This window comes from Streptomyces sp. V4I2, assembly GCF_030817655.1.
Lineage (GTDB): Bacteria > Actinomycetota > Actinomycetes > Streptomycetales > Streptomycetaceae > Streptomyces > Streptomyces plumbiresistens.
This window is the reverse complement of sequence record NZ_JAUSZM010000003.1, coordinates 5910040-5930675: the sequence shown is the minus strand read 5'-3', so window position 1 is coordinate 5930675 and position 20636 is coordinate 5910040. Positions and strand designations below refer to the sequence as shown.

Here is a 20636-nt window from a genome sequence, read left to right as displayed (position 1 = left end):
TCAGACGTTCCAGCCCTTCTCAGCCTCGGGTCCGTTGCGGGGGTCCTCGTGGCGGGCGATGTCCTGCTCGTGGACCTGCCGGAACAGCGGGCCCATGTCCTCGGCGACCGCAACGGCGCTCATCAGGGCGCCGAAGATGTCGTTGAAGCCGTCCGCGACTTCCTTCTCCAGCGGAAACTCACTGTCGGAGCGCTCCGCGAGGATCTTCATCACGTTCGCCACCGACCTCAGGGCGGCCGGCAGCCCCTCGACCATGGCCAGGATCTCCATGGCGTCCTCGGGGCTGTATTCGTTGGCGGCCTGCTCCATCTCGGACGCAACCTCTTCGAACCGGAAACCGGACACGTGCACTCCTTCACTCACCTCGGATGTGGTGGGGGCGGGGACGGTGGCCGCGGGCCGCTCAACGCCGTCCGCGATCCCGCCCGTGCCGTCCTGCGCCGCCTCGGCGTCGGCGGCGGCCTCCTGCTCGCGCAGGTGCTCGCGGGCGTTTTCGTCCCGGGCCGCGCGCTGCCCGCCCGCCGTGCGGACCATCCGCCGGTACAGGCGGCGGCCCGGGTTCATCAGCCACGGGATATCGAACTTGGGTCCGATCGGCGTGGTCAGGCAGCCGAGCAGCCCGACCGGCAGAGCGAGCAGGGCAGCGAGCAGGCGACGGGCCTGGAAGCGGGCCGCGGACCTGCGCAGTGCCTGCCGGGCCGCGCGGCGGGCCGGGGCCCTGCGCACCGCGGCACGCTGCGCGGCGACCGTGCCGCCCGCCCGGGCGTCTCGCCGGGCGCGGTTGCGGGTGATCGCGGCATCCCGCACGGCGCGAGCCCTGCGCGCGGCACCACCCAGCAGGCGCCCGGCGGCGTTCCCGCGCCTACCCGACCGGCCGTTGCCGCCTGCGGCCCTGGCAGTTCGGCGCGCATCCGCCACCGCCCGCCGGGCCGCGGTGTTCTGCGCCCGCTGCCCACCGCGCGAGCCAGCCGCGGCGCGCAGACCCCGGACCTGCCCCACCCGGGCTGCGGCCCAGCCCGCTCCGCCAGCGGCGTGCCGTGACCCGCCGCGACCGGTCCTGTTTCGGGTCCTGTCACCGGTTGCGGTGCTGCCGTGGCGACTGGCCGTTCCGGCACCGCGGCGGTGCTGGCCCGTCGCCCCGCCGGACCGGCCACCAGAACGACCGGCACGGGAGGCAGCCGAACGGCTCCCGGACCTGCCGGTGCTTGCTCCCGCAGCACCACGGCGCGGGCCAACGCTGCGTGCAGCGTTGCGACCGGCGGCGCGGGCCGCAGCCCGGCGGGCATCACGGCGCGGGTTGGGCTTGCGCGAGCGGGTGGCGGCGACCGCGCCGAGAACGACCATCCCGGTAACGGCAACAGCCGCCGCGATCGGACCGCCGGCCAACGAGGCGGCGGCGACCGCCCCGACGCTGCTGTTTGCCCCCGACACGGCGAGGGGGACGACGGGCCAGCCGCCGGGCGTGTGCTCCACCTCGTCCACGGCCGACGTGACGGTGGTGGTCTGCGGGTCAGGCGGTCGGGGCGGTGTGGCCGGGGCAGCCTCAACGGCTACCGGCTCAGTACTGAGTTCCGTCATGCTGAGAGCACTCCTTCTGGGAGTCGAAGGGCCTGGCCGACTGCTGTGGAAGGTGAGCGGCCAGGCCCGGTAAGTGATCTGAGAGCGGGTCAGAGCCGGTTCGGCTCCAGCGAGAAGAAACCCACCGAGGCCCCGGCGAGCTGGGGATCCTGGGACGTGATCGACTGGTAGATGAGCCGGTACATGTCCTGTCGGGTGCTGCCGGGCGGCGGGGTGCAGGTGCCTTCCTGCGTCATGGAGAACCGGCCCGGCTTTTCCAGGGTCAGGACGAAGAAGTGCGTGTCCTGCCGCTGCTCAGGGGGCCGTTCGGTCTGCTGCGGAACGCTCACGGGGTCCTCCGTACGTGGTGTGTTCAGACGGCGCGCTGTTCCTCGGTGGTCAGGCACATGCCGCAGATGCCGTAGCGGCGCGGGATGCAGTAGCCGACGTCCAATTGGCAGCGCGGGCAGGTGCGGCGGGCGAGCATCGCCAGCGCGAGCGCGCCCCACTTGCGCGACGTCATCGGCCGCACCGACTTGGCCAGGTCGATCCGGTACAGGCAGGCGACCCGGGGCGTGCTGTGGCGACGGTTGGACACCATCACCTGCGCGGCCACCGGCTGACCGCCGGGCCGTAACCCGCGGATGCGCAGCTGGCCCCGTAGCGGGCGCCGTCCGGGTCGTAGCAGCGGCTGTAGGCGGTCGGCATCAGAGGGCCGCCTCAACCTGCTCGTACTCACGAGCGGCTTCCTGCTCGCGCACTTCCTGCAAGCGGGCGGACACCCAGCCGACGGACCAGCCGGTCTCCTCGGCAAGCTGCCGTACGGAGCGCTCGCCTTCACGGAAGGACCGGATGTAGGAGCGGGCGTCGTTCTCCGGCATCTTCGTGAACGGGTTCGCCCCGTTCACGGCACCGTTCACGCCCCCGGCTCCGGTGTTCACGGCCGCCTGCTCGCCGGACGCGTCCGGCGCAGCCGCGGCGGGTTCGAAGGCTTGGCGCTCACGCCGTGAACGCTCCGCCTGCTCCTGCTGTTCACGCCGCAACGCCTCCGCGCGCTGCTGTTCCTCGCGGCGCACGCGGTCTTCGTATTCGCGCTGCTCACGCCGCATGTCCGCCTCACGGTCAAGGCGTTCACGCTCCAGCCGCGCGGCGTGCTCACGCTCCGCGGCCCGCTCGGAAGCCTCCCGTTCGGCCCGCTCCCGCTCCAGCCGTTCAGCGTGTTCGCGGGCAGACTGTTCAGCATGTTCACGCGTCTGCCGCTCGTGTTCACGGGTCTCGCGCTCGCGCTGTTCACGCTCCGCGAGTTCGGCAGCCCGTGAACGCTGGATGCGCTCCAGCGCCTGGCCGATCGCGCGTCGGTAGGCAAGGCCGGCTTCGGCGGTGACGATCAGCAGCAGCGGCGCCACGGAGTGGACGGCCACGCCGACCAGATCGCCGTTGAGGGCGCTGTCGCCGATGTTTAGGAGCAGGGTCATCAGGCCGGTCATCCACCGCAGCACCGCCGGCCAGCGCCCGGAGTCGCCTCCGAGGCGGGCCACGGTGGCGTCGAGGCGGACCACGATGACCACCGCGGCGTCGACCACAAGCGGCAGGATCGGCGCCGTCCACTCCCAGTCGTTGGGGGTGACCCGTGCGACCAGGGGCGTAACGGTCAGGACCGAGAACAGGATCGCCCCGGCGGTGATGGCCCACGTGCCGGCCGCGAGGGTCTTCTCAGCGGACTGGATCTGCGCCGGGGTCAGGACTTCACGCATCCCCGCCCCCGCTCTCGGCTCCCTGCAGCACGGAGTCGAGGGCATCGCCGTAGGCGACCAGCTCAACCTCGGCACCGGCGAACTCCCCCAGCGCCTTCAGGGACCAGGTCCGGCCATCGCCCTGCGCCCGGAAGCGCACGGCCTCCGGCTCGATGCCCAGCGCCGTGCGCCATACGTCGAACGGCCCCAGCCCCTGGTGGAGCGAGAGCTCCAGCCGCTTGGGGTAGATCCTCGACATGGACACCGCCGGGGCCGGCAGGTACGCGAAGTCGACGGCCAGCGCGCGCAGCGCCCGCATCGGGACGGTGAGGTCGTTTAGCGTCAACGCCGCGCTCACGCCCCGACCCCCGACGCCGTTGCCGACAGGTTGGTCAGCTCCACCCGGGCGGCCAGCGCCCGGCGGCGGGACCGACGCAACCGGCGCTGGTCCAGCTCGGTCGGCGTGCGGTCGATGGTGGAGACGTACGCGTCCAGCAGGTCGATGTCCGCGAGGATGACCGGCATCTCGGTCTCGATCGCGTCCAGCTCAGCATCCGTCGGCTCCAGCCAATCAGCGAACGCGGTAACAGCTTCCTGAACAGTGACGATGTGGCTCATTGGGTCGTGGTTCCTCTCGCAGGGTGAACGGCCCGAACAGCACCCCCGGAGGGCCAACTCCGGGGGTGCCCGCCGTTGCAGGGAATCCGCGCTTCATGCGCGGTGTGGCCGCGGGTCAGCGGCCGGAGTGCCCCGGACCGGACTTGAACCGGTCGATGCCTTCGGGGCCCGCGATCTTTGCCCTTGTGTCACCTGTGCGCGGATGGATCACGTGTCCGCTCCGTGAGGGGCGGCATGGGAAAAGGTGCGTGCTCAGTCGCACAGGCAGGGCCTACGGCTTATCGCTGTTGCCTGATCCCGGGTGACCAGAGGACGGGTCTTGTGACGCCCCTCCGCAGATCTCTTGCTCGGAGGCGCCGACGCGTCATGGCGCCGGGCAAGCTCTTCAGTTTTCAAGGAACCAGCAGTTCAGGGCCCCATACGAAGCGAGCAATCCCGAACCGCACACGACCTGGAGGCAGCCCGAAGAGGACCCTCCGGCTCGCAGTCCTAGGACTGCGAGCGGCTTGAGAAGAAGATGACACGCAGTCCTGGGACTGTCAACAGTCCTAGGACTGTGTTTCACTGGTTCGCGTCGAGAGGAGTTCTGCGTGGCACCGAAGTGGCGCGAGCTGGCGGACAGGTTCGCGGAGCAGATCAAGAGCGGTCAGTTGCCGCCGGGCGTCCAGTTGCCCCAGATCAGAGAGCTAGTCGAGGCGGGGGAAGGCTCAAAGGAGACAGTCCACAAGGCCTACAAGGCCTTGGAGGCTGAAGGCCTTGTGACGTCGACGCGCGGACATGGCACCGTCGTGCGTCCGCGCGCTGCGCTCAAGCGGCTGGGTATCGCCCGGTACGACAAGGCGAAGTGGCGCGACGGTGACGAAGTTGCGTTCATCGCCGACCGCGTCGCATCGGGACGTGCGTACAAGCGCAACGAGCAGACGCAGACAGTGAGCCGTGTCGAGGCAGACAGCCTCGTAGCGGAGGGGCTCGGTGTCCCGGTCGGTTCCGAGGTGTACGCACGCGCCCGACTCGTGAAGGAAGGGGTGCAGCCGACTCACACCCTGACCAGCTACTACAGGCCGGAGCACGTCGAGGGGACGCGCATTGTCGACCCCACCCCGGGGCCTGCCGGCCGTGGCGGCGGGTACCGGGTCCTCTACGACGCCGGATACGAGATCGACCACATGAGAGAGGCCCTGTTCGCCCGCGTCCCGACAGCGGACGAGGCGCAGCTCCTACAGCTCCCCGCCAGTGAGCCCGTAGTCGAGCTGCACCGGACCACGTACACCGCAGATGGCACGGTGGTTGAGTTCGCGGTGGGCATCCACGCGGCTTCTCGCTTCGCGTGGGAGTACGACTTCAAGGTTCCCGACTCGGCACAGGACAGGAAGGGGCAGGAATGATCTCGGCACAGGCATGGGCAGACGCTCGACTGCTGTGGGACTACCACTTCATGCACCATGACCCACGGCCGTGTTCGGTGGCCGTCGGGCTGGGCAGCCACGACCTTGGCGTGGCTGACGTAACAGCGGAGCTGTACCACCAGGGCATGGCGCCGGTCATCGTCTTCACGGGTGCCACCAGTCCGACGACCCGGGCGCGCATGCCGCGCGGTGAGGCTGTCCACTACCGAGAGCGGGCGTTGCAGCTAGGGGTGCCCGATTCCGCGGTACTCCTGGAACCGCGTGCCACGAATACCGGCGAGAACATCGAGTTCACGAAAGCGGTGTTGGCTGAGGCCGACGTCAAAGTCTCGTCCGTTCTGCTCGTGAGCAAGCCGTACGAAGAGCGGCGCTCGTACGCCATGGTGCGGAAGATGTGGCCCGAGGTCGAAGTCGTGTGCGCGTCCACGCCGATGGGCCTGGAGGAGTACGCCGACTCCATCGGAGACGCTCGCATGGTGATCGACATGATCGTAGGCGCCCTGCAACGAGTGCTCGTTTTCCCGAGGTTGGGGCTGGCCATCGAGCAGGACGTACCAGACACCGTTGTAGCCGCCTTTGAGCGGCTGTGCATCGAAGGCTTCACTAGCCGACTCATGCCAGCTGACGTTGCTCCCCGCCCCAGCACATGAGGTCAGGGCGGGCAGCAGCCCGCCCTGAGCTTCGTTCTGCCCATCCCCTGCCTCAGCAAGGTCCGTACGCGCCGCCGCTAGGCACGCATGCCTTCTGCCTTCGCCCGGACTGGCCGCACGCTAACGACCGCAGGACGAAGGCAGGAGTTCACCTCCGTCGGTGAGGCTGGTCAGTTCAGGTCTGCGTTCGCACCTGAGTTGTAACCGGCACAGGAAGCGCTGATAGAATCGGGAATTCTGACTGCGCCAGCTGGTAAACCGGAATACCAGAGAGGGACGTTACTGTCACCAGGAGAGTGAAGTCCACCGGTGCTGCGCCGCGGGTAAGGACACCTCCAGTCCGCGTCAGGTATTCGACGTCCAGCCTTGGAAGCCAGAGGCTTCCCGCTTGAAGCCGGTCCTGCCCCTGCATGACCGTTTCCCATTTCCCCCCTAGACGCCTGCTAGCTTCGGACGCTTTGGGCCCAATTTTCTGGGAACGGGACACTGGATTCTTGCTGCGAATCCAACCTTCCGCCGCCAACTCTGCAGCCTTCTCCGGTTCGTCGCGAATATTCACCTTCAAAGGACGCGAAGAACCATCCGGGTCTCGGAAGGAATACATCGCAGCGTGTGGCCTAAGTGTGAATTCGAGGCCCGATTCCGTATACTCGACCGCCTCAGTTGGGTCCGTGGGGGATGCATAGGCGAGAGTCCACCTAACCTTCACTCTTCCCCTATCGAGACCCTCAGGCACGGGAAGCTGAAACCCAAGTATCTGATCACGCTCGACGGACGCCTGATAGATGACGGTGACCTCGCTGCTGTCACACCACAGAGCCGAAGCATGGTCGCTAATGAGCCTTCCATGTCCGGTACTTAGGTTCGGGTCAGCGTGCGATTCTGCGAAGTGGACCGCAAACGCCTTGAGCGCTGAGGCACTGGCCCGGTCCCCAAGCTCGCCAGCTAACACAGCGAGCTCATGTGCGACGAGGGGTGCTGCATAGCTTGTTCCGCAGTCGTGCGAGATTCTACCGTCAGCCCTCAAACGAGCAAACGGCATTTGATCGTCGCCCCCGAAAGCTACGACCGCCGGCTGTATCAGGGCCCCAGGCCGACCAGGGCCGACAGCGCTGTATGAAGCTCGGGTCCATAACGCCTCGGGGTACGGACGATCACAAGCTCCGACGCTGAGGCCATTGACCATATCGGCCGGGACCATGATTCGATTTTCGTTGGTATCGCCGTTGTTGCCAACGGCAGTAACGAAGAGAATGTCCCTCTCGTAAGCCAGACTGTCGAGAACCGCAGTCCATCGATGCGGTTCACCGTCGTCGACGGTAACTTCCGGGCCCAGACTGAGATTGACGATCATGGCGTCGTCTTCCGTGACCTGCTTCTGGATCTGATCCAGAAGCCAATAAAGCTCAGTCCCATCCTCGGCGGGTCCGGGAATGCATCGATAGTGAGTAGCCCGAACTAGCGGCTTTGACAGCTGTTGCCCCGGCTGCACGTTGCCATAGAGAACGGCTCCCGTGACAGCACTACCGTGCTCAATGCAGCCGTACTCGGGATCCTCTGTCGTGAGATGCACCTGATTAGCAGAGCCCGTGAAGTAGTCGCCGCCCTCATCTATTCCGGCGTCAAATATCAGCACCTCAGGCGCAGTCGGGTCAGCGGCCGGAGGTGCAGGTCGCGCTACTCTCGGTGCCGATCGGAGCGGCGATGTAGGAACAGGACGAATCCGCGGCATACGCCGGATAGAGCGAAGAGGATTGAAGGCAGCTGCCTGCTCAGCCTGCCCTTCAGGTAAGAAGACAGGGACGAATGTCAAACCGCCGACAACATCGCGGCGCATTGCCGCCACTTCTCCGCCAAGGCTCACAATATAGTCTTCAAATTTGTGAAAGAGACTGCTAGCCATCGGCTGACGACCCGGTCCAGGATTGTCCGGATCAGGATGAAGTACTGCCTCGTAAACGACTCGGGATTGATCCGAATCATTGCCGTCAGCCCGCGAATCTCGTAACACCTCCTCGCGGCGAGGCAGGCGTATCTCTGAGAATTGGCGCAGCTCCTCTGCAGCGGCCTTTTCGGCGCGGTTGAGATCAACACCCTCAAGCATACTCGCCAAGCGAGCCAGGCTTGAATCGTCGCCAGCGACGATCAGCGACTTGGTGGGTACGTCAGGCGTAGTGCCGCTGCGGAGCGTGAAATCTGCAGTAGCCGGACGAGATCCGAGAGGGGTTAGTCCTAGCAGCTTCACGAGGCGGTCGGGAAAATAACTATTAGCGAGAAAGTTCGGTAACAAGGTCGCCTCGAATACTACATGCTCTGCTCGTAATGCAGAATCTATCCTCACTGCAGAGTCTCGGAGCGTACTGGCCTGTGGGCCAAGAATCTCCCTGGTTTGCTCCATTGAGAATGGGTAAAACTTGTTTCCTCCCCCTGAAACCCGATCCACCATTTCGGACATCTGCTCGCCTCCGACGAGAATTCGCCCGCCCGACTTCTGACTCATTTATCCCCCCGGGTAAATTACGGCTACTGCCCCTTTGTCACTTTTCACGTGACGCGAGAGCTCGACTCACTGTCGGGTGACTTACACCTAGGATGCTAGCGATCTTTCGTTGTGAGTAGCCGAGTGATTGATGCGCAAGACGAATGATTTGCGATCGAACTTCAGCATCCGTTTTCGCCAGCTCACTCAGCGAGATCATGGCATAATTCGCGATTCGCTCCGGAAATCTTTCCAGATTCCCATCTTCGACGATCATTTCACGCGCGAATCCATTCACGAGCTTAACAATGTCGGAATGTGACTTCCCCTCGGTCGCGAGCGCCAAAAGAGAGATGTAGTCCCCCTCAACGCGCGCAGCCGAAAGGAATGGAATTTGAGCGAGGAGGCTTCTCCGTTGTTCACATTCTGGCATCGGTAGTTCGATTTTCACGTCGAAACGCCTGGCGATGGCAGCATCAACCAGATCTAGGTGATTAGTGGCAGCTACCAAGAAGCTGTCGGCTGGCCAACGGTCGAGCTCCAACAGCAATACATTGACCAACCGCTTGAGTTCGCCAACATCAGTGTTGTCGTCTCGCCGTTTCGCCAAAGCGTCAAATTCATCTATGAATAGGACACACTCTGTCTCTGACGCATAATCAAGTACGGCCCGCAGGTTTCGCCCAGTCCGTCCCAGGTAGCTCGACATGACGGAGGCCAAATCCACTACAAGAAGTGGTTGCTTCATCTGCTCGGCGATGTACGCAGCTGTCATGGATTTACCCACGCCTGGGGGGCCACTCAACAGAACGCTTCGAGACGGCTGCAGTCCCGCTTCCAAGAGTCGCTCCCGCAGCGGCCTCTCAGCGACGATCCTGTCAACCTGAGCTCTACAGGATTCATCGAGTACAGGCCCCGGACTTGAAGACGTCTCGTGCAGGCGTAGCAAGGTTTGGTTAGTCTCTGGATCTCGGGGCAGATCGGCCGCGGCCGGCGGCCTCCACTCGTCGCTACGGACCGCACCCCCTCGCAGCGGGGACCGCTCAGGCAGAGCCGTGAGTAGGGCTCTTAACTCTGCCCGTAGGGCGACTGCATGCCCCGGGGCCGTGGGCGGCTTTCGCATCCACCGCCTGCACAGCTCCCTCACGGTCGGCTCGTCCGCCTTCAGGGCAGCCGACATTAGCTCAAGCAGTGCGCGTTCCGTGTCGCTTAGGCCCGACCAGCTGCCATCCTCCGGCTTACTCATGCCGGGCAGGTTACCAACTGGTTTATACGCCTGACCAGGCCACATGCGTCAACTGGTACATAGGGTTCACTCGCAGTGCGTACATGAACCACGGTTACGTCGCTGATCAGCGAGTCCAGCGCGCCCTCACTTCGAAAGTAGAGTCGGCTTTCACCTTGCCCACCAGAGGAACGCCACCTTCACCACTCAGAGATACCCCGAACTTCACCTCCAACTCGTCCGGAGCAGCTTCTGCGAAGCGCTCGCGAATCGCCGCTGACACGTCTTCGCAGGTCTGGACTATGGCGTCGCCTACTTGGCGAAGGTTGGTCAACGCCTGCTCTGGGGTCCCGCGCCCCCGGAGGATCTTCGACTGATCGACGTTGTCGACAGCAAGTGGAGTCACTTCCACCAGGAATACCGACTCACTGCCATCGATTCCCACCGCTTTGTACATGTCCACCCTCTGTGGTCGAACCATTGCTGCCTGATGATCGCGCATCTGCACTCTTCGGCGCAGGAGTTGGATCAATCCATTCTGGAGTTTTGGCTGGTTATCGTTCCTTTGGCTTGAATGCGTAGCCTGCGCCAATACCGCTGCTCTTGACCAACAACCGCGAAGGCCGAGGCAACTCCCACGGCCCAACCAGCCAGCTCACCGGAAGGCCCGTGGAATGCCGAAGCAAACCGGACCAAGGTTGGGCGTCATCCAAGTTGCTGCCGGACGAAGGAGTCTTCTGCCAAAGCTCGGCTGCTGTAGTCGATATTCGCGCTCAGGGCACCGTCTACAGACCAGATGCGCCGCACGCCCTCGGACGGCCCCACTCACTCCCCCGGCGGGCTGGGCCGCCCCTGGGCCGTCCGAGGGCGGCCAACGACGACAGCCGACAACAGTCGATGACAGCCCTCCCCCTGCTCAGCGAAGGTGCCGTGGACGCCGGCGCAGGTGCTCACCCCCAAAGGTGAGTTGAGGAACTCCAGAGGTAGTGGGCCATATGTGGGCCAGCAGCCTAGGGGCGGGTGGGTCATTCAATGTTTTCGCAGGTCAAACCGCAAGTTTGCAAGGCACGCGCGACGCTCTTGAAAGCCGTTCACAACACTCCGGTGATCACGCTGTGCGCAAAGGATCGAACATGTCCGGGTCGAGCCCTGACCAGCGCGGACAAACTGCAAAGCGAGCACGCGGGCTCAGTTCTCACCGCTGCCGGCACACCGGACATAGCCTCCAAGGCTCCGGACAAACGCTTCTTGACCTGCAAGAGCCCTGGTCAGCGCCTGTCGGCAATCTGCCGGCACGCCGGACATCCAATAATCTCCGCCGGACGTCTTCCGGATCCTGCTCAGTGCGGGCGAGCATGCCAAGCGTGGGTGAGAGCCTCTCCGATCCGGTCCTGCTGAGCGGCGGCCAGCTCAACCTCGCGATCAGTAACCGGACGGTACTGACGCATGACTTCCAGCGCTTTCTGCAGCCTTTCGCTGTAGGACGGTAGCCCCGTGCCGTTGAGCCACTCGCTGAGGGTGCTGCGCGTCACCGGAGCCTCCTTCGGCATGCGCTCTGCTATCCATCGGACAGGAGGCTGCCCCGCACTCACGTAGTAGTCGCGGAGTAGCTCAAAGAACCGCACCTCCTCCGGCAGGTTCCAGCGTTTCTTACGGGGGTTCCATCGAAACAGGGACGCTTCAAGCTCCGGTGGAACAGCGGGAGCGTCAGATGGCCGGACCTGCCCCTCAGCCCCACTGGCCGTAACCACTGGCTTTGCGCCCTCCGCGACAGGCAACCTGGCGGCGGGGGTGTCCAGCGGCGACTCCGACTGATCGGTGCGCATTCCAAAGGTCCGTTCGGCCACGGCGGCCGTCCATGCGACCAGCGACTCCTCCACCATCCTGCGGCGGATGTCTGCGCCGCCCTGTTCCGGGAACAGGTGCTCCACCAACGCCTTGACCAGGTCGCGGTTTGGCAGTTCCGGGCCGCGCAGGGCCTTGTGCCACGTCTGGCGCGACCACCCGGACTCCTTGCTCAGGGTTGCAAGTGATTTGTCCCCCTGATTCAGGACATGTCGCTGCATCAGTTCGAAGAACACATACTGCGGACCCTTTGGAGCCTGCGGTTTCCCTATGCGGCGCTTCACCGCGCTACCCCCACCTTGGATGCCGTCAACGACTTATCCCGCTCTTGTCACCAACTTATCCCCCAACAGGCCATTGGCGACCTGGGAGTTCAGCGATGCAGTACAACGGAGTACGTCGGACACCACCGGACACCGCCGGACACGAAGGCCCCTGGCTGCACACCTAAGCCGTCGTGGCCTGGCGGCGTCCTGACCTGAAAGCGAGCGGCATGCGCACTTTCCGGCGCTTCCAGAGTGCCTTACTCGGGGTGCTCAAGGCCAGGCAGCGGGGACTGGTCTCGGTCCTCGTCGCCCTGGCCGCCTTCGGGCTCGGCGCGTGGCTTCCTCAGGACCGGATACTCGGCGGCGCGGCCGTCGCGGCCACTGCAGTCGCACTGACCCAGCTGCTCCTCTACATCGCGGACAACCGTGGGAAGGGAGAGGACAGCAGCACTATCGCGTCGGACGGTGAGTAGCACCTTCGTACACAAGGGCCCTGCCAGTCCAGGCAGGGCCCTACCGACCGTAGCCTCAGGTGAGGAGGGGGAGGCTGTGTGGGCAGGGGCAAAGCGCCTCGGCGTCGCCCCCTCGTGCCTGAGCTGAGACCTCGGCTCTAGGTCGATCGTTGTCTTGGTCTTTGTCCAGTGCACTGAAGGCCGCCACCGTTCACGACCGTACGCGCACCCCATCTGACCTGCCGCGTGAACGCCACGGACACCCCCGTACGGCCACGCGGACAGTTGGAAAGCGTGTTGGTCTTCGGCTGTGGCTGGGCCCAGACACCACCGACCAGGGGGAACTAGGTTGTCCCTCGTGGAGGATGAAGCGATCAACATCAAGCTCACGCACGATCAAGCGTTCGTACTGTCGGACTGGCTCTATCAAGTGATGTTCCAGTCCGACGACCTTGAGGGGATCGTGCGCGACCGAGCCGTCTGGTCGCCGATCTACGCGATCTCGGGGACGTTGGACACGACGCTGAGCGACATCTTCATGCCTGACTACTCCGAGCGACTCGACGCGGCCAAGGAGCGCCTCCGCGTCAGCATGTACGGCGAAACCGCCGAGTTACCAGGCCCCGACGAGACCCCGACTGCCGCACCACGAGCGCACCAGATAGAGCAGGGAACAGCGGGGAATCACGGTGAAAGCGACCAAGGGCGATGACATCTCGTCTCAGGCCTTCGCCCAGGTCAGCGTACGAAGCCCCGGCCAAATGATCGCAGCTTCCCAAGCTGAGAGCTCTAACACGGCGCGCATCAGTCACTCCATGTCATCGAAGCCCAAGGTCGGCGCGACACCCCGGCACCTTTCCTGACGCGGTGATCGCGCGGTTCTGCGCGGCCACTCGGCAGGTTGTGTCAGTTGATAATGGGGAGGCTGGCACGACGTTGTGTCTGGTTAGGGCGGACGGGCCCGTGTAGCGACTCGCGGGCCGCTCCAGCGAATTCGTAGAGCCGACCGGTCATGTGGACCGCTGTCACGTGGGCGGACAGCATTTCAGTTTGCTGCTGTCCAGCTGGCCAGTTCAGGGCCCGCTCTCTCACTGACGACCCAGCGGCGTTGATGAACTCCAGCGTCTGATCGACGAATCGAAACGCGCTTTCTGTGACGGACTCGGGTCCTTCCACGGCAACAACCTGAGCAGCGCGGACGACGTCCGGCCGCAGTCCCTCTGCGGCGGCCAGGGCGGCGGCGATGGCGGGCTCGTCGGGCGGCGTGGAGAAGGCCAGCTCCTCCCACTTCTTGGCCTCGGTCCGGAAGGCGGTGCCAGCACCGAGGAAGGCGCTGTACGCGCTTCGGCGACCATCACGGCTGAACTGGGCATATTGTGCGTGGGCCTGCGCCCGGGTGGTCAGCAGAGTGGCAGTCAGAGTTCCGCCGGTGCCGAGTATGGCGCCAGCTAGACCCCCAACTAAGCCGGCCAGTGCAGCGTCCATGTAGATCCCTTTCGGTCGGTCGCCACGACGTGTACGTCGTGGCGGGCGCCAGATGTGCATCAGACTTTGATCTTGTCAATGCAACTGTATGGAGATCCAGGGTGCCGCGAAGGCCATTTGGTCCCAGGGTTATGAGCCATGTGCTGGCCAGCTGGCTAGCTCGGGTCACGAGCTCGCCCTTCAGCGCGGGTTAGAGTGTTGCGGTCACCAGCAGGGCGCCGGTCTTGAAAACCCCCCTTGAGCCTGTGACCGCGACCGGTGGAGTCCTCCACTGCAGCTCGCCGTGGACCATCGAGGAGGAGACCTTGACCGTCATCTCCTACATCCACCGAACCGGACTGTGAGGCGGCTGGCCAGCACGCGACTTCCTCCCCCAGGTGTCCCCCGGCAGAGGTCGGCACACGGAACTTCGCAGGTCGTATTAGCGGGAGCCCGCTGTAAATCCGCCGGCTTCCCACTCCGCCCCATCTGCGGTGGTTGGGTGGTGCGTTCAGATGCATGCGCGGCTGTGTTCGGCTTCGCGGCAGTGGTTGTGCCTGGCATGATCGGCAACGAGCCGAGTCGTTAACCAGGGTGGGGGCATGCCTGTAAACCGGTGGTGGAGACGAGATCCGAGCGAACGCTACTGGCTGGAGATCACAAACCGCGACGACATCGGCACCAATCTGCTTGCACCGCAGGTCAACGACCAGGGCGTGGAGTACTGGTCGTACGCCCTCGTCCGTGAGGTGCGGCCAGGCGACCTCGTCCTGCACTGGGACAAGAACCACGGGCCGGGCGTCGTTGGCTACTCTCACGTACTCGGCGAGCCTTTCGCATCCACCATCACCTGGCAGAGCCGGGGCACCTACGGCCGGCAACGGAATGCGTCAGGACCAGAGGCAGCCTGGCAGGCACCGCTCGGCGGGTACCGGCTGTTGAAGCAGCCGGTCACACAGGCACGTCTGCGTGAGATCGAATCGCACATCCGGTCCCTGCGGGACCACCTCGCAGAGTCAGTCGACGGCCCGGTCTACTTCCCCTTCGCCCTGTCTGAGACTCGGCCTCTTCGGGCAGCACAGGGCTACCTCACCAAACTTCCCCGGGCCTTGGTGGAACACCTTCCTGAGCTTCTGGAACTGCGCCAGACCGCGATCTCTGAACCCCACGAACCGGAAGTACCTGACCGTCCATCCGCTTCCCGGCCCAAGTCGGCGGGATCCACCGGGTACGGCCGCCAGCAAGACGCCCGGCGGCGACGGGCCGTGGAACGGTACGCGATGGATCTGGTGCTCGATCACTATCGATCGCTGGGCTACGAGGTCGAGGACGTGGGTGATCGCTCGCCATGGGACATCACCGTCCGAAGAGGCGGAACGGAGACGCACATAGAGGTCAAGGGCAGTACCACCAGTCGCGAAGCAATTGACCTCACCGAAGGCGAGGTCCGTCACGCCGAAGGTGTCAGCACCAACCTCATAGTGATAGATCAGATCGATCTCGACGACAACCTCCGCTGCCATGGCGGGCGTTGGCGCGCGTGGGCGGACTGGACGCCGAGACGTGAGGAGCTTGTGGCTACCGCCTACCGCTATCCCCTGCCGGGGGGCAGACAGGCAGAGCGTCCGCAGCAGTAGCCGTCTTGTGTGCCGTCAGAAGAGTGTGGGTGCCGGTTCGTGTTCCTCGCTGGTCCCGGGCAGGGCATCTTGCCAGACAAGCGCCTCGGACAGGGCCATGTGCTGCATGCTGCCTGCGCACAGAATGAGTGAGCGGCGGTCTTTCTTGTGATCATGAATGGTCCCGTAGCCCGGCCGTCGTGTCGGCATGAGGGCCACTGAGCGGCCGCATATAGGACATTGGGCTCTGGGTGCACGCATATGGCCAGTGTGCCGCAGGGGACTGACAAGACCGCCTGCTTCTCGGGGCAAGCTCCCGCGGGCCGGAGTGACTGCACCTTGCGGCACCGCCTGGCAGGCGGCCGTACTGCTCAACTGCCTGCCAGGCGGGGCGGCTATTAGCTTTCGAGTTCCTTGATGACCTGCTCGGCCAGTGCGGTCATGACCTGCACGCGTTCGGCTCCGGGCAGCCGGGACCACTCCTGAAACACCTTCTCGATGTCAGAGGGGGTACGCCGTCCGGCCTGCATCCAGCCGTAGAGGGTGCGCTTGTCCTTCAGGCTTCCGCGGGTGGCGTGGGTAAGGACCTGCTGGCCCGTGGGCGGGTCCACGGTGATGTCGCGGGACTCGTCGCCGCAGCGCTGGCACTCGGCGCGGAGGTTGTCATCGACGTTCTGGCCGCCGCGGTTGACCGGGACGATGTGGCCGATGGTCATGACGGCGGTCCGGCCGGGGGCGTCCGGGAACTCCTGCCCGGCGCGGATTCCGCAGACCTGGCACATGTGACCGTCGCGCTCCAGGATGCGCCGGCGCTTGGGTCCAGTGATGTTCTTGCGGATGGTCTTCGGCGGCGTTTCGCCGAGGTCGACCCGCGTTCCCATCTCGCGGACCAGGTACTCGTCCGGCTTGAGGTTCGGGTTGACCTTGTAGTTGTCGATCTTCCAGCCCATCGGCCGGAGGTCCCGCATACGGCGGTCGGCCTGTGAGACGTCCGGGACTGCCTCGAACAGCTCCAGCTTGCTGAACTTGCCGCCCACCCCCTTGGAAGCCACGAACTCGGCGACCTTCACCAGGGACGTCCTGCGTACAGCGGTGGTCAATTTATTCATTCCTCCCCTGCCGGTGCCCCCTTGCAGGGCGCCGGACGTAAAGATCCTCGCATTCGGCACACCCGGAGTCAAGCGCTGGCGCATTGTCCGGCGTCGTTCGGCGCAGCATCCAGCTTTGAGAAGGTGCGCGGGTTGGCTGCCTGCTCTGCGTCCGGGGCGTCAAAGGTTCGGCGGTAGACGCGTCTGTTCGCCAACATTCGCCACCCTTGAACCAGGGGCTGCGCTACTGGAGCACCCGTTAAGTTGCGATGGGCCCGAAGCATCTCTCTCCATGCACGTCCGCCGCACCGAGCGGGCGCCCAACTCCGTTGGGAACGCTGAGAGATGGGAGATCGGGTCTGATGGAGCGATCGACACGGCGAAGGCGCTGTCGCAGGCGGGGCCAGTTGCCGGACTGGATTCAGCTGGCAGCGCTGATCCTCACGGCGATCACTGCCATCGCGGGGTGCGTGGAGCGCTTTACGTGATGCGCCAGGGGCAGTCCGGACGGTTGGTTGGGCGACAAGCGAGCCCGGCCGCTTCCAATCCGGTCGGACTCGCCTGACGCCCCGCAGGTGAGCCTGGCTCCGGGATGCCGCCCGGAGCCAGACTCTCTGCGCAAAGCTGGAGCTTCTCGGCTCCAGGACGAGGAAACCGCAAAGCACCCCGGGCATCAAGAGTCCGTCACTCTCTCATGATCAAAAAAGGTGGCGGAAGCCGTTGCGAACCCCATGGCGTCAGGCATGGCGCGATGCAGTTTCAGCGGTGATCATTTATAACTTGCTGGTCAGGGCCTCGTGAGGGGTGGCGAATACTGGCGAATCGCGTCTGCTGCCGATGGTCGAGCCAGCGGGAGGGGACGTGTCAGCGACGTGCAGCGCGGCGCCCCCTGATGGTCGCAGTGCTCTTGCTTCAGACGGGGGAGGCCTCAAGTGCTACAGCGACTGCTTCCCACGGGGCAGTTGGGGGGTACCGGGCGGTGGTCCAGAAGTAAGGCATGGTCAGGCGCTGTAGTGCCCACGCCCTGCAAATCTGCCGATCCCGACTCTCGCCCCTGACCCACTCCCTACGGGCTTGGGAGAAATCTGGGAGAAGATCTTCTCCCAGTGCCTCCCAAGCCCTCGGTGAGACCAAGCCATACCAACGGCCTGACCTGCTCAAATACCCACGAGGTCAGGTGCGGATCTTGCCCTGACCTTATTCGGGACGAAGAGGTCGTGGGTTCAAATCCCGCCACCCCGACAGGGAAACACCAGGCCAGAGGGTGACTACTGACGTCAGTAGTCACCCTCTGGCTTGTGGTGCGTGTCTATGTGCGTGACTAACGCTCCAGATGGCGCTTGAAGATGCCGTCCATGACCACGGCGCCGGTCTGGATCACGGGGCGGATCTGCTTGCGGTATACCTCCTCGGTCACGGCGGTACCGGAGTGGCCGACGAGACGGGAGATCTCCTCCAGCGGGACGCCTCGGTCGGAGAGCAGAGACACGAAGCTGTGCCGGAGCTCCCGAGGAGTCCACTCGTCGGCGTTGATCCCTTCGGCATCCTTGAGCGCCTGGCGGAAGGCACGCCGGACGTTGGTGGCGTCGAGCGGCTTGCCCACGGCCGACGAGAAGACCAGCCCGTGTTCCTCCCAGCTATCGCCAGCAGCAAGCCGCTCCCAGCCCTGATCTTCGAACTGCTGCCAGAGGACCTCGACGCAACGTGCCGGCAGAGCGAGCGTGCGCCGAGACTTCCGGGTCTTGGTGTCCCCGCCGCGCCGGACCGAGCGCCACACCGCGATGTGCGGAGGCTGTGGCGGGTCTGCGTCTGGCTTGCCCTTCAGGAACACGTGGTCCCAGGTGAGCGCGCGCAGTTCCTCCGTGCGTGCGCCGGTCAGCAGGGCCACGACGATGTACGCGTGCATCGAGGTCCCCTCGGCCGCCTTCAGAACCGCCTCGGCCTGAGCGAAGGTGAGCGCCTTGGACGGGCGCCCTGTCTGCCCCTCGGGGACGGAGCAAAGCTCGACGACGTTGCGCTTGACCTTGTCCCGGGCCATGGCTCGCTTGACCGAGCGGTTCAGGCAGGAGTGGACAGCCTGAAGCGTGCGAGTGCTGAGGATCTTGGCCTTGGCCGCCAGCCAGCGGTCGACGTCCTCCGCGCTCAGGTCCCGCAGCTTCCGGGCGCCGAGTGACGGGATGACGTGCTTCTGGCTCAGGTAGGTGCAGTTCTCGACCGTGCGCTGATCACGGCCCGCCAGGCCGTACGCAAGCCAGTCGTTCACAGCGTCGGCGACGGTGTAGTTCGTGGGGGCGATGGCGAGACCGTCCTCGTAGTCCCGCAACACCTCCTTGAGCTTGTTCTTCGCCTCCGTTTTGGTTTTGCCACTCCCCCGCCGGACGATGCGCTTGCCGCTCGGATCGAAGCCGAGGTTCGCCGTGGCAATCCAACGCTGTCTCTTCTCGTCCCAGTGCAGCCCGCCGTCACCACGGCTCCGACGCATGGCCATCAGGCCGCCTCCGCCAGCTGGTTCTGGATGAAGTCGCGTACGGCGTCGGCAGGTATGCGGCGAGCACCGTCGATTTTGATGGAGGCGAGCCGGTGCGAGCGGATCAGGTCGTAGACCTTGGAGCGGCCGACCTTGAGCCGCGCCATGACGTCGGACACGGTCAGCAGTTCAGGGGTGGCAGTGGTCATGCTGCGGCTCCTTCCAGGGCGAGTTGATCGCGTAGGGCTTCGCGGGCGGTTTCGCGGTTGAGCTGTAGGTCCCGGGCGATGGTGGCGGCGAGGGCGGATTCGCCGGGGGTGTGACCGTGTCCGGCGTACTGCCAGTCGGCGAGGACGAGGACGGTGTCCGACTCGATGTCGTCCAGGCCGAGGGCTTCGCGTTCCTGTGCGGCGCGGAAGTCGGCGCGGGCCTGGCGGAGTTCGCCGAGGGTGGTCGAGTAGCGGCGGGACTTGGAGGAGAAGTGGCCGCGGAAGCCGAGCATGTGAGCCCAGGCCCAGAGGCGCCGGTCCGGGTAGAGCGGATCGAGGATCTTGCACGCTTCGATCAGGCGGCGGGTGTGGTCGGGGACCTGGTGGCGGTCGAGTTCGGAGAGTTCGCCGATGCGCCGGTCGAGGGTGCCGGTGTTCTCGGCGGCTTTGGTGGCGTACTTGGCGACGTAGGAGGCCACGGCCTGCTCGGTGATGTCGGACCCGTCGCCGAACGCTTTGACGGGGCGGACATCGAGCTGGGTGCCCCAACGGAAGGTCCGGGCGGGCTGGTCTGAAACGGCCGGCACCGAGACCGAGGTGTACGAGTGCGCAGCAGCGGCGCGGATCGCGTCGGCGAGGAGGTCGACCGTGGCCCAGGACGGAGGAGCAGTCTCGGGTCCCTCGGGACCGTCGATCCGGATCACGGCGTGGAAGTGCAGAGCACCGCGCTTTTGGAACTCGGCGACCTTGCCGTACGAGATGCGGGCGTGATCGGTCAGTTCGCGGCGGGTGAGTCCGGCGCGGGCGGCGATCTCACGGCGGAGGCGAGTCGTGAACCTCATCCACAGGTTGCCCGCATGGTTGTTGAAGAGGACGGCGGCGGCGTAGTCGTACGTCGCCGGGTCGAGTGCCGTGCCGAGCGCCGGATCATCGGGTGTGTGCTGGGCGCCGCAGCGGCAGGTGCCTCGGTCAGGGCGGTTGTGGACTGGGCCAAAGGAGGGGGCGGTGAGGGTGGCGAAGACGCGGGGGTGGTCGCGGACGGTGGCGGGGATGTCGCGGCGATCGTCTCCGGCGAGCCCAGCGCGGATGAGGTGGTAGGTGTCTCCGGCGTAGGTAAAGGCGCAGGAGGGGCAGCGGGAGGCGCGGCGGTTGCCGCAGGCGACGCGGAGGCGTCCGCCGGGCTCGGTCTCGGTGGAGTAGTGGTGCAGCGTCTCGCCGGTGGTCTTGTCCTTGGTGAGCGTCCAGCCGGTGAGGTGGATGGGGTCGGCGCAGCCACCAGTGCGGCGGACCTGCTCTTGCCAGCGGTCGAAGTCGTCGGCCGAAGCCACCCTCAGCAGATCGCCGAGGGTGGTCGGGTCGAGCAGCGTGTCAGGCACGGGCGCCCTCCTGAGTGCGAGCGGTACGGCGAGCGGAACCGGTGCCGTTGCAGGCCGGGCAGTGGGCGGTGACGGTGCGCAGGTGGCCGTGCCGGTCGCGGCCGCCGAGGGTGATGGAGGCGGAGGCGAAGCCGTCGCAGTTCGGGCAGACGCGAGACGACGGGCGGGTGCGGTCGGTCATGCTG

At 65.4% G+C, this 20636-nt stretch carries 21 protein-coding genes; 5 read left to right on the top strand and 16 right to left on the bottom strand.

All coding sequences use genetic code 11. The features are described 5' to 3' along the window. From QFZ76_RS28160 to QFZ76_RS28135, 6 genes are all read right to left on the bottom strand, one after another. Entirely contained in the window at positions 1–807 is an 807-nt protein-coding gene (locus tag QFZ76_RS28160) for a hypothetical protein (protein ID WP_307676339.1), read from the bottom strand. A gap of 860 nt (positions 808–1667) precedes the next feature. Continuing rightward, positions 1668–1907, bottom strand: coding sequence for a hypothetical protein (locus tag QFZ76_RS28155; protein ID WP_307676338.1), 240 nt, complete (start codon positions 1905–1907; stop codon positions 1668–1670). Between the two features lie 23 nt (positions 1908–1930). Then, positions 1931–2158: an RRQRL motif-containing zinc-binding protein gene (locus tag QFZ76_RS28150; protein WP_373464365.1), complete on the bottom strand. Its 228-nt coding sequence runs from the start codon at positions 2156–2158 to the stop codon at positions 1931–1933. A 106-nt stretch (positions 2159–2264) separates the two neighbouring features. After that, a complete protein-coding gene (locus tag QFZ76_RS28145; protein ID WP_307676337.1) occupies positions 2265–3311 on the bottom strand; it encodes a DUF2637 domain-containing protein in 1047 nt (348 codons plus the stop codon). Then, positions 3304–3648, bottom strand: coding sequence for a hypothetical protein (locus tag QFZ76_RS28140; RefSeq protein WP_307676336.1), 345 nt, complete (start codon positions 3646–3648; stop codon positions 3304–3306). The genes QFZ76_RS28145 and QFZ76_RS28140 overlap by 8 nt, the downstream gene beginning before the upstream one ends. Further along, positions 3645–3908 (bottom strand): DUF6284 family protein, encoded by a 264-nt coding sequence (locus QFZ76_RS28135; protein ID WP_307676335.1) that lies wholly within the window; start codon positions 3906–3908, stop codon positions 3645–3647. The genes QFZ76_RS28140 and QFZ76_RS28135 overlap by 4 nt, the downstream gene beginning before the upstream one ends. Before the next feature lie 590 nt (positions 3909–4498). Between QFZ76_RS28135 and QFZ76_RS28130 the strand changes: the two genes are divergently transcribed. Together QFZ76_RS28130 and QFZ76_RS28125 are read left to right on the top strand one after the other, a co-directional pair. Beyond that, positions 4499–5293 carry a GntR family transcriptional regulator gene (locus tag QFZ76_RS28130; RefSeq protein ID WP_307676334.1) on the top strand — a complete coding sequence of 265 codons (795 nt, stop codon included), beginning with the start codon at positions 4499–4501 and terminating at the stop codon, positions 5291–5293. Then, positions 5290–5964, top strand: a complete 675-nt coding sequence (locus tag QFZ76_RS28125) for a YdcF family protein (RefSeq protein WP_307676333.1) — start codon at positions 5290–5292, stop codon at positions 5962–5964. Before QFZ76_RS28130 ends, QFZ76_RS28125 begins: the two co-directional genes overlap by 4 nt. Before the next feature lie 175 nt (positions 5965–6139). Here the strand turns inward: QFZ76_RS28125 and QFZ76_RS28120 are convergent, their stop codons facing one another. The 4 genes from QFZ76_RS28120 to QFZ76_RS28105 all read right to left on the bottom strand — a co-directional run bounded on the left by QFZ76_RS28120 (position 6140) and on the right by QFZ76_RS28105 (position 11797). Continuing rightward, on the bottom strand, positions 6140–8464 hold the full coding sequence (locus QFZ76_RS28120) for a S8 family peptidase (RefSeq protein ID WP_307676332.1): 2325 nt from the start codon (positions 8462–8464) through the stop codon (positions 6140–6142). A 37-nt stretch (positions 8465–8501) separates the two neighbouring features. Then, positions 8502–9566, bottom strand: coding sequence for an AAA family ATPase (locus QFZ76_RS28115; RefSeq protein ID WP_307680152.1), 1065 nt, complete (start codon positions 9564–9566; stop codon positions 8502–8504). A 229-nt stretch (positions 9567–9795) separates the two neighbouring features. Further along, the gene (locus tag QFZ76_RS28110; RefSeq protein WP_307676331.1) at positions 9796–10170 is read right to left on the bottom strand and encodes a CU044_2847 family protein; all 375 of its coding nucleotides are present in this window, start codon (positions 10168–10170) and stop codon (positions 9796–9798) included. Positions 10171–11008: 838 nt separating this feature from the next. Next, the gene (locus QFZ76_RS28105) at positions 11009–11797 is read right to left on the bottom strand and encodes a hypothetical protein (protein WP_307676330.1); all 789 of its coding nucleotides are present in this window, start codon (positions 11795–11797) and stop codon (positions 11009–11011) included. A 209-nt stretch (positions 11798–12006) separates the two neighbouring features. Between QFZ76_RS28105 and QFZ76_RS28100 the strand changes: the two genes are divergently transcribed. Together QFZ76_RS28100 and QFZ76_RS28095 are read left to right on the top strand one after the other, a co-directional pair. Beyond that, positions 12007–12252: a hypothetical protein gene (locus QFZ76_RS28100; RefSeq protein ID WP_307676329.1), complete on the top strand. Its 246-nt coding sequence runs from the start codon at positions 12007–12009 to the stop codon at positions 12250–12252. A gap of 337 nt (positions 12253–12589) precedes the next feature. Beyond that, a complete protein-coding gene (locus tag QFZ76_RS28095; protein WP_307676328.1) occupies positions 12590–12943 on the top strand; it encodes a hypothetical protein in 354 nt (117 codons plus the stop codon). A 194-nt stretch (positions 12944–13137) separates the two neighbouring features. Here the strand turns inward: QFZ76_RS28095 and QFZ76_RS28090 are convergent, their stop codons facing one another. Next, positions 13138–13716, bottom strand: a complete 579-nt coding sequence (locus tag QFZ76_RS28090) for a hypothetical protein (RefSeq protein WP_307676327.1) — start codon at positions 13714–13716, stop codon at positions 13138–13140. Between the two features lie 581 nt (positions 13717–14297). On the opposite strand from QFZ76_RS28090, the gene QFZ76_RS28085 reads away from it, so the two are divergent. After that, positions 14298–15332, top strand: a complete 1035-nt coding sequence (locus QFZ76_RS28085) for a protein NO VEIN domain-containing protein (RefSeq protein WP_307676326.1) — start codon at positions 14298–14300, stop codon at positions 15330–15332. Positions 15333–15709: 377 nt separating this feature from the next. On the opposite strand, the gene QFZ76_RS28080 is transcribed toward QFZ76_RS28085, so the two are convergent. The 5 genes from QFZ76_RS28080 to QFZ76_RS28060 form a co-directional block, all read right to left on the bottom strand. Beyond that, on the bottom strand, positions 15710–16411 hold the full coding sequence (locus tag QFZ76_RS28080; RefSeq protein ID WP_307676325.1) for an HNH endonuclease: 702 nt from the start codon (positions 16409–16411) through the stop codon (positions 15710–15712). A 1309-nt stretch (positions 16412–17720) separates the two neighbouring features. Beyond that, positions 17721–18887, bottom strand: a complete 1167-nt coding sequence (xerC, locus tag QFZ76_RS28075) for a tyrosine recombinase XerC (protein WP_307676324.1) — start codon at positions 18885–18887, stop codon at positions 17721–17723. Further along, a complete protein-coding gene (locus QFZ76_RS28070) occupies positions 18887–19075 on the bottom strand; it encodes a helix-turn-helix domain-containing protein (RefSeq protein WP_307676323.1) in 189 nt (62 codons plus the stop codon). Before QFZ76_RS28070 ends, xerC begins: the two co-directional genes overlap by 1 nt. Further along, positions 19072–20451 (bottom strand): replication initiator protein RepSA, encoded by a 1380-nt coding sequence (gene repSA / locus QFZ76_RS28065; RefSeq protein ID WP_307676322.1) that lies wholly within the window; start codon positions 20449–20451, stop codon positions 19072–19074. Before repSA ends, QFZ76_RS28070 begins: the two co-directional genes overlap by 4 nt. Beyond that, positions 20444–20632: a hypothetical protein gene (locus QFZ76_RS28060; RefSeq protein WP_307676321.1), complete on the bottom strand. Its 189-nt coding sequence runs from the start codon at positions 20630–20632 to the stop codon at positions 20444–20446. The genes repSA and QFZ76_RS28060 overlap by 8 nt, the downstream gene beginning before the upstream one ends. Between the last annotated feature and the right edge of the window lie 4 nt (positions 20633–20636).